Below are 7,467 nucleotides of genomic sequence, written 5' to 3' on the forward strand. Positions count from 1 at the left end.
TCGCTTCGCTCCAGCGCACCCGGACGGGCACGGGGTCGAAGTGAGGCGGCAAGGTCGAATCAATTGAGGTCGCGCGCTTCATGCGCGTTCTTGATCATGGTTTCATGACGGGCGGATGAAGCCTGTTTCCACTTTCGGTATCGTGCCGGTTATGCGGGAACCTTGATGATAGCGCGCAGTCCGCCGAGCGGGCTGTCTTCAAGGGTGATGTCGCCGCCATGGGAACGGGCGATGTCGCGGGCGATCGACAGGCCGAGCCCGGTGCCGCTGGCATCGAGGTTGCGGGCTTCGTCGAGCCGCACGAAGGGTTTGAAGACGTCTTCGCGCCGGTCGGCGGGAATGCCCGGACCATCGTCGTCGATGGTGACCAGCAGCGAGCCGCGGCCATGGGTGGCGTTGACTTCCACCGTCTTGGCATAGCGGAAGGCGTTGCCGATGACGTTGGACATCAATCGGGCAAAGGCGTTCGGCCGCACATGCACATCGGGGTCTCCGGCAAGCGTCGTCGACAGCTTGCGCTTGCGCAGCCTGGCTTCCTCGCCGAGCTTTTCGAAATAGGCCTCGAGATCGAACCGTCCGGCGTCTTCCGAAGCCTCGCCACGGGCAAAGGCGAGATAGCCTTCGAGCATCGACTGCATGTCGTCGATGTCCTGGTCGAGCGCGGCCTTGGTCTCGGCCTTGCCGCCGGAAAGCGCCAACTGCAGCTTGAAGCGGGTGAGGATGGTTCGCAGGTCATGACTGACGCCGGTCAGCATGGCGGTGCGCTGCTCGATCTGGCGCTCGATGCGTTCGCGCATCTGCATGAAGGCAAAGCCGGCGCGGCGAACCTCCTCGGCGCCGCGCGGCCGGAAGTCACGCGGCATCGGCCGGCCCTTGCCGAAACTTTCGGCGGCTTCGGCAAGCATCAGGATCGGCCGGATCTGGTTGCGCAGGAAGGGAATGGCGATCATCAGGAGCACCAGCGAGGTGCCGACCATCCAGATAAGGAAGATGTGGGTGTTGGAGGCATAGGCCTGGCTGCGGCGCACGAAGACGCGCAGCACCTTGCCCTCGAGCTGCACGCGCACCTCGACGATGTTGGAGTTGCCGACCGTGTCGATCCAGAACGGGCGGTTAATCTGGCGGGTGATCTCCGACGAGAGAACATCATCCAAAATCGAGAAAAACGGTTTTGGGCCAGGCGCGGGCAGCGGGTCGGGCGGCAAGAGGTCGACCTTCAACTGCATGCGGTCCTGGGCGATGCGTATGATGTTGGTGTAGTCGGCATCGCGCGGATAGGTTTCGATCAGGTCGATGATGGCGGCGATGTCGCGCACGGTGGCCTGCGACAGGCGCTGCGTCACGGTTGCCCAATGACGTTCCATGAAGACGAAGGCGACGACCGATTGCAGCAGGATCATCGGCGCGATGACGATGATCAGCGAGCGGGCATAGAGCCGCTTGGGCATATACAGCGAGACGAGGCGCCAGAAGCGGTTCCAGGCGCGCGGCACCGCCTTCAGCGTCCGCGCGGCGCGTACGCTCAAGCCGCCATTGCCCGGCTGTTCCAGTTCCGTGGTTGCCATTCGCTCATTTCGCTTGCCCGCAGCCGCTCAGCAGGCCGCAGGCGGCATTCTATTCCACGCTGAGCCGATACCCAATACCGCGCACGGTCTGCAGCCAGACCGGGTTGGACGGATCGCGCTCGATCTTGCGGCGCAGCCGGTTGATCTGGACGTCGATGGTGCGCTCGCCGACCTCCGAATCGTCACCGACAAGCTCGTGGCGGGGTATCGTCTCGCCGGCCCTTGCCGCGAAGATCGCCAGGATCTCCTGCTCGCGGTCGGTCAGCTTCAGCGCCTCGCCGCCACGCTTCAACTCGCGCCGGGCGATCTGGAAGGTGTAGGGGCCGAAGACCAACTGCTCGACCTTGGGCGTGGTCGCCGGGCCACCACGGCGAAGGATGTTGTTGATGCGCAGGATCAGCTCGCGCGGATCGAACGGCTTCGGCAGGTAGTCGTCGGCGCCGGCCTCAAGCCCTGAGATGCGGCTGTCGGTCTCCGACAGGGCCGTCAGCATCAGGATCGGTACGTTCTTTTCGGCTCGCAGCGACTTGGTCAGGTCGACGCCCGTTTCACCGGGCATCATGACGTCCAGCACCAGAAGGTCGAAGTCGAGGCCGGCAAGCTTGCGCCTGGCTTCGCCGGCATTGCCGGCGACGGTGACGCGAAAGCCGTTTTCGGTCAGATACTGCTTGAGAAGATTGCGGATGCGGGTGTCGTCGTCGACGACAAGCAGATGCGGCGCGTCGTCGTCCGGCGCGGCCGCGTGATCGACCCGTTCAGTGCTCTCCATGGCTTTTCCCTGACATTTTTGCGGACCCAACGTCGATCTGCGCCCTCAGTTCCGGATTGACCATCGCTTCGAGGAACCGTTCCACCAAGGTCCGTTCGGTTACTCCGGAATCCCCCAATGCAGCATGGATGCGGCGCGACTGTGGCCGCGCCAGCGCCAGCGCCAGCGCACGGCCCTTGGCGGTCGGATAAAGTTCGCGCTGTCGGCGGTCGCGCGGACCTTGCAACTGCACGACATGGTCGGTGTCGATCAACTGCTTGAGCACACGGGCCAGGCTCTGTTTGGTGATCTTCAGCACGTCGAGCAGTTCGGCTACCGTCAGGCCCGGCCTGCGGTTGACGAAATGCAGCACCCGGTGGTGGGCCCGGCCAAAGCCGTAGTCGGCCAGGATCTGGTCCGGATCGGAGGTGAAGTCACGATAGGCAAAGAAGAGCAGCTCGATGATGGCGAAGTCGATGCCGTCCTCGACCGACATCGCGGTCCTGATCGGTTTTCCTGCGGCTGGGCTTCGATCCGTCATTATTTCTCCGTGGGAAAGAGAGATTATGTCAGTACTATTGACGTAATTTCCCTGCAATGGTAATTTTTGACAAGCTTTTGGGCGGATTGCGAACGAAAAGGCAAGGGAAGCCGGTTTTTCCGGAATTTCCTAAGTTTGCCAGAGCGCAATTATCCGCCTACGCTCCACCATAAAAGCCGCTTTGGGCGGCCGACACGAAACACACAACGATACAAGTATCCGGGCTGCCGCCCGTGGGAGGTTACCATGGCATCCGTTCCCTTCGATCAACTCGATGGCTCCATCTGGATGAACGGCGAATTCGTCCAATGGGGTGACGCCAAGATCCATGTGCTGACGCACGGGCTGCATTACGCCAGCGCCGTTTTCGAGGGAGAACGCGCCTATGGCGGCGAGATCTTCAAGCTCAACGAACACACCGAGCGCCTGCATGAATCGGCACGCCTGCTCGGTTTCAATATCCCCTATACGGTGGCCGAGCTCAACGACGCCTCATCCACGCTTCTCAAGAAGCAGGGTTTCCAGGACGCCTATGTCCGGCCGATTGCCTGGCGCGGCAGTGAGCAGATGGGCGTCTCGGCGCAGAACAACCGCATCAACTGTGCCATCGCCATCTGGCAATGGCCGAGCTATTTCGATCCTGCGCAGAAGCTGAAAGGCATCCGTCTCGATGTGGCGGAATGGCGCCGGCCCGACCCGCGCACCGCGCCTTCCAGGTCGAAGGCCGCCGGCCTCTACATGATCTGCACCATGTCCAAGCACGCCGCCGAGGCCAAGGGCTATGCCGACGCCATGATGCTCGACTGGCGTGGCCAGGTCGCCGAAGCGACCGGAGCCAACATCTTCTTCGTCAAGGAGGGCAAGATCCACACACCCAAGCCTGACTGCTTCCTCGACGGTATCACCCGCCGCACGGTCATTGGGCTGGCCAAGGATCGCGGCCTGGAGGTGATTGAACGCGCCATCCTGCCGGAAGAGCTGGAAAGCTTCGAGCAGTGCTTCCTGACCGGGACGGCGGCGGAAGTGACGCCGGTTTCCGAGATCGGGCCTTACCGATTCGAGGTCGGCGAAATAGCCAAGAATCTTATGAATGACTATTCTGCGGCCGTTCAGCCCAAGCACGCGATCGCCGCAGAATAACGAAAGTCACAGCTTTTTTAGGAAGTAGGGGCGGTTTTCGGGCCGCCCCTTTTATTTCAGCGTTTCTGCATTTGACTTTCGTCCAATTCGGCGTCTCATGATGGTGTCGGCCCGGGAGGCTGACAGCTATGGAGGGACTAATCATATGGACATGAACACGCTTCTTCCGATCATCATACAGGTGATTACTGGCGTCATCGGTGGTCAGGCGGTCGGTGCGGCGCTCAAGACGGCGGCGATGGGTCAGCTTCCCAAAATCCTGGGCGGAGCCATTGGCGGCGTCGGCGGTGCGGCGATCCTCGGCAGCCTGCTGGGTGGCGGTGCGGTCGATCCGGCGGCTGCGGCAGCAGCAACGAGCGGTCTCGGCAGCGCGCTGAACCTGCAGAACATCGTCGGCGGCGCCGGCGGCGGCGCGATCCTGACCGCCATTCTCGGCGCGGTCATGGGCGCCATGAAGAAGTAGGCGGGCCGTTTCGGTCTTTTCAAATGGGCGGCTTCGGCCGCCCATTTCCGTTTTCGGAGCTACCGATTGTTCGTCTTTCGAGGGTGGACGCCCTTTGTCCGCGCCTCTACATCACCCGTGAACATCGAAAGGACGATCATGGGTCAGCTCAATGCCGGCATCGTGCCGGTCACACCGTTCCAGCAGAATTGTACCATCCTGTTCGACATGGATGACAAGCATGGCGTCGTCGTCGATCCGGGCGGCGATATCGACAAGGTGCTGGCGGTGCTGAAGGACAATGCGATCTCAGCCGGGGCGATCTGGATAACGCATGGCCACATCGACCATGCCGGCGGCGCAATGGAGTTGAAGGAGGCGCTCGGCGTCGAGATCATCGGTCCGCATGAGGCCGACAAGTCGCTGCTCGACAATCTGGAAAACCAGGGCAAGCGCTACGGCATCGCCGGAGCGCGCAACTGCGTGCCCGACCGGTTCCTGTCCGAAGGCGAGACCGTGTCGTTCGGCGGCCATGTGTTCGAGGTGCTGCACTGCCCCGGCCATGCACCAGGTCACGTCGTCTACTACAACCGCGCGGCCAAGTTCGCCCATGTCGGCGACGTGCTGTTCCGCGGCTCGGTCGGCCGCACCGATCTGCCGGGTGGCGACCATGCTGCACTGATCGCTTCGATCAAGGACAAACTCCTGCCGCTCGGCGACGACATCGGCTTCATCTGCGGCCACGGTCCCGGCGGACGTTTTGGCGAGGAGAGGCGGACCAATCCTTTTCTCGTTTAGAGCAATTCACCATTTCACGGAAACGGCGGGGCCGCTCTAACCTTTGTTCTGACTCAATTCCCAAGGGAAAACGCTTTGCGCTTTTCCCGGGAAACCGTTTCACACTTTTCCTGGAATTGCTGTAGGGCGTGCCGATATTCGCCTGCCCCAATCCTGTGATGCTCCAAACAAAAAAGCGCTGGCCTTGCGGTCAGCGCTTTTCTGTTGGGGCAGGGAGGCCCTGGTTTAGTTCGCCGTGCAGAAATGCTGTTCGCCGTCATTGCCGGTGAACGTGCCGGTGCGGGAATTGAAGGTGCGGTAGCGGTCCGAGCAGTATTCGTACCAATCACGCGTCCACGGCTCGGCATAACGATCAGCGTAGACCACCCGCGGCTCCGCATAGTAGCGGCGGACCGGGGCCGGGCGCACCACCACGTCACGATCGTAGTAACCGTCATCGTAGTAGCGGTCAGCGTCGGGCGGCGGGCGGTCATTGGCCAATGCGCCACCGATCAGCGCACCGGCCGCGAGGCCGAGCACGCCGGCGGCAATGGCATCGCCGTTGCCATGATGGCCATGATGGCGGCGCCAATCACGTGCGTTGGCGGCGGGCAAGGCCGAAAGCGTGGTGGCGACCACGGCAGCGGCCAGGACGGCGGTCTTGAAAATTCGGTTCATCTCGGTCTCCTTCGTGCCGGCCCGTGTAGTTTCGGGGATGCGGTCCGGCTTTACCAAAGACTAATATGCAACCGTGGCTGAACGGGGGCTGAACGGATTTCGACGAATTTATTCAAAACAGGCGTCAAAGGTCACGCGCCCTCCAGGGAGCGAAAACCATCGCCGGTCCAGGCCGGCTCAGCCGACCGACAGGTTGACGGCCTTGGGTCCCTTGCCGCGCTTGTCCGGCTCGGTGTCGAACGACACTTTCTGGCCATCCTCCAGGCCGGGAAGGCCGGACGCCTGCACGGCTGAAATATGGACGAAAACATCCTTCGCGCCATCATCGGGCGTGATGAAGCCGAAGCCCTTGGCATGGTTGAAGAATTTGACGGTGCCGGTCTGCGGCATGGGAAGCTCCTTTGTCCCATAAACTCCAGTCTCGGGCCGGCAAATGCCCGAGTGGAAATTTGTCCTTTATTTTAGCGTCATCGGCAAGAGAAAGTTTTGCGGGCGTCTAAAGCACGTTGCGGCACGCTTTGGCTCTTTGTTTTTATGCAAGTCGTTGCCCAGAACCTGGCGGCTGGGCGACATCACCGGCCCGCGCCTTCGATAAGGAAAAGGCGCGACGAAGATCGCCGCGCCTTTCAAAAATTCAGATCCCTCTCCAGGCCAGCTGCAGGCATGGAGCCTCCGTCGCACGTCCGAGTGACATGCGGCGCGCCGATGGCTCAGGCTGCGCGGAGGTTGACGGCCTTGGGGCCCTTGCCCATGCGGTCCGGCTCGACGTCGAAGGTGACCTTCTGGCCGTCGACGAGCGTGCGCAAGCCGGAGGCTTCGATCGCGGAGATATGGACGAACACATCCTTGGCGCCACCATCGGGCGTGATGAAACCGAAGCCTTTGGTCGCGTTGAAGAATTTAACGGTGCCGGTCTGGGCCATTGGGGAAACTCCTTCACCCGTTCAGTCTTTGGTGGTCCCGCCCGCCGCCTGGCGCAAAGGGCAGTTCCCGGTGGTTGCTTCGGCAGTCATGCATTGGCGCATGGTCAAACCCCCCGCCGAAAACGGGGCCGTCAGAGATTCACAGTATCGGGGAAAGGTCGTCCAAAACGTTCCGCTCTCCGGGTCGCAAATGCCCGAACACGGAATTTATCGCACGGAAACGTGATGGTTGCAAGATACCGCCGCGGGCCGCCGTACTGGCGCATCCCGACGCATCAATCGACTGACCTGAGCATCGATGGGCTCGGCATAGGCTTGCTTGCCGGCCGGGTCATCGGCCAGAGCCGGGCCACGAATGGGCCAGACATCGCGGCGCGCTGACCTCCCTTGCGGTCCAGGCGCCGTTATCGTTTGCCGAGCTCAAACGGGGGTTGCATTCGGCAAGGGAATGGCGAGGATCGGTAACCGGGGACCGATCGTGGGAGATCATCATGAAATTTCTGGCGGCAATCTTTTCGCGGCAGGGTTTTGTCATCTTGTTGCTGTCGGCAATTCTTGCCGCCTGCACCGTTGTCGTCGATGAGGGACCAGGGCCACGCCCGCGTCCGCCACGGCCCGAGCCGCAATATTGCAGCAAGCAGTACGAGCCGGTC

At 61.9% G+C, this 7,467-nt stretch carries 9 protein-coding genes and 1 pseudogene; 4 read left to right on the forward strand and 6 right to left on the reverse strand.

The features are described from left to right. Positions 1–149: 149 nt before the first annotated feature. The 3 genes from EOB59_RS18340 to EOB59_RS18350 are packed head-to-tail and all read right to left on the reverse strand — an operon-like array spanning position 150 to position 2,854. Positions 150–1,565: an ATP-binding protein gene (locus tag EOB59_RS18340; protein ID WP_127268417.1), complete on the reverse strand. Its 1,416-nt coding sequence runs from the start codon at positions 1,563–1,565 to the stop codon at positions 150–152. 49 nt (positions 1,566–1,614) lie between these two features. After that, the gene (locus EOB59_RS18345) at positions 1,615–2,334 is read right to left on the reverse strand and encodes a response regulator transcription factor (RefSeq protein ID WP_013530014.1); all 720 of its coding nucleotides are present in this window, start codon (positions 2,332–2,334) and stop codon (positions 1,615–1,617) included. Further along, positions 2,321–2,854 carry a MarR family transcriptional regulator gene (locus EOB59_RS18350; RefSeq protein WP_027039379.1) on the reverse strand — a complete coding sequence of 178 codons (534 nt, stop codon included), beginning with the start codon at positions 2,852–2,854 and terminating at the stop codon, positions 2,321–2,323. Before EOB59_RS18350 ends, EOB59_RS18345 begins: the two co-directional genes overlap by 14 nt. A 246-nt stretch (positions 2,855–3,100) precedes the next feature. Between EOB59_RS18350 and EOB59_RS18355 the strand changes: the two genes are divergently transcribed. The 3 genes from EOB59_RS18355 (at position 3,101) to EOB59_RS18365 (ending at position 5,234) form a co-directional block, all read left to right on the forward strand. Beyond that, positions 3,101–3,994, forward strand: a complete 894-nt coding sequence (locus EOB59_RS18355; protein ID WP_127268418.1) for a branched-chain amino acid aminotransferase — start codon at positions 3,101–3,103, stop codon at positions 3,992–3,994. A gap of 145 nt (positions 3,995–4,139) precedes the next feature. After that, positions 4,140–4,457, forward strand: a complete 318-nt coding sequence (locus EOB59_RS18360; RefSeq protein ID WP_023809804.1) for a hypothetical protein — start codon at positions 4,140–4,142, stop codon at positions 4,455–4,457. A gap of 138 nt (positions 4,458–4,595) precedes the next feature. Then, entirely contained in the window at positions 4,596–5,234 is a 639-nt protein-coding gene (locus EOB59_RS18365) for an MBL fold metallo-hydrolase (protein ID WP_127268419.1), read from the forward strand. A 225-nt stretch (positions 5,235–5,459) separates the two neighbouring features. Here EOB59_RS18365 and EOB59_RS18370 read toward each other — a convergent pair whose 3' ends face one another. From EOB59_RS18370 to EOB59_RS18380, 3 genes are all read right to left on the reverse strand, one after another. After that, positions 5,460–5,891, reverse strand: a complete 432-nt coding sequence (locus EOB59_RS18370) for a BA14K family protein (RefSeq protein ID WP_127268420.1) — start codon at positions 5,889–5,891, stop codon at positions 5,460–5,462. A 177-nt stretch (positions 5,892–6,068) separates the two neighbouring features. After that, complete coding sequence (locus EOB59_RS18375; RefSeq protein ID WP_013530020.1) at positions 6,069–6,281, reverse strand: cold-shock protein; 213 nt, start codon at positions 6,279–6,281, stop codon at positions 6,069–6,071. A gap of 320 nt (positions 6,282–6,601) precedes the next feature. Next, positions 6,602–6,814 carry a cold-shock protein gene (locus EOB59_RS18380; protein ID WP_006202520.1) on the reverse strand — a complete coding sequence of 71 codons (213 nt, stop codon included), beginning with the start codon at positions 6,812–6,814 and terminating at the stop codon, positions 6,602–6,604. Between the two features lie 491 nt (positions 6,815–7,305). On the opposite strand from EOB59_RS18380, the pseudogene EOB59_RS36435 reads away from it, so the two are divergent. Next, positions 7,306–7,467, forward strand: a pseudogene (locus EOB59_RS36435) (peptidase); the annotation flags it as partial.

The sequence above is a fragment of the Mesorhizobium sp. M7A.F.Ca.MR.176.00.0.0 genome (assembly GCF_004023165.1).
Taxonomy (GTDB): domain Bacteria; phylum Pseudomonadota; class Alphaproteobacteria; order Rhizobiales; family Rhizobiaceae; genus Mesorhizobium.

What these genes read in the sequence shown, in the direction of transcription:
- EOB59_RS18375 (WP_013530020.1), bottom strand. Translation starts at nt 6,281, where the DNA reads ATGCCGCAGACCGGCACCGTCAAATTCTTCAACCATGCCAAGGGCTTC.
- EOB59_RS18370 (WP_127268420.1), bottom strand. Translation starts at nt 5,891, where the DNA reads ATGAACCGAATTTTCAAGACCGCCGTCCTGGCCGCTGCCGTGGTCGCC.
- EOB59_RS18360 (WP_023809804.1), top strand. Translation starts at nt 4,140, where the DNA reads ATGGACATGAACACGCTTCTTCCGATCATCATACAGGTGATTACTGGC.
- EOB59_RS18340 (WP_127268417.1), bottom strand. Translation starts at nt 1,565, where the DNA reads ATGGCAACCACGGAACTGGAACAGCCGGGCAATGGCGGCTTGAGCGTA.
- EOB59_RS18380 (WP_006202520.1), bottom strand. Translation starts at nt 6,814, where the DNA reads ATGGCCCAGACCGGCACCGTTAAATTCTTCAACGCGACCAAAGGCTTC.
- EOB59_RS18350 (WP_027039379.1), bottom strand. Translation starts at nt 2,854, where the DNA reads ATGACGGATCGAAGCCCAGCCGCAGGAAAACCGATCAGGACCGCGATG.
- EOB59_RS18365 (WP_127268419.1), top strand. Translation starts at nt 4,596, where the DNA reads ATGGGTCAGCTCAATGCCGGCATCGTGCCGGTCACACCGTTCCAGCAG.
- EOB59_RS18355 (WP_127268418.1), top strand. Translation starts at nt 3,101, where the DNA reads ATGGCATCCGTTCCCTTCGATCAACTCGATGGCTCCATCTGGATGAAC.
- EOB59_RS18345 (WP_013530014.1), bottom strand. Translation starts at nt 2,334, where the DNA reads ATGGAGAGCACTGAACGGGTCGATCACGCGGCCGCGCCGGACGACGAC.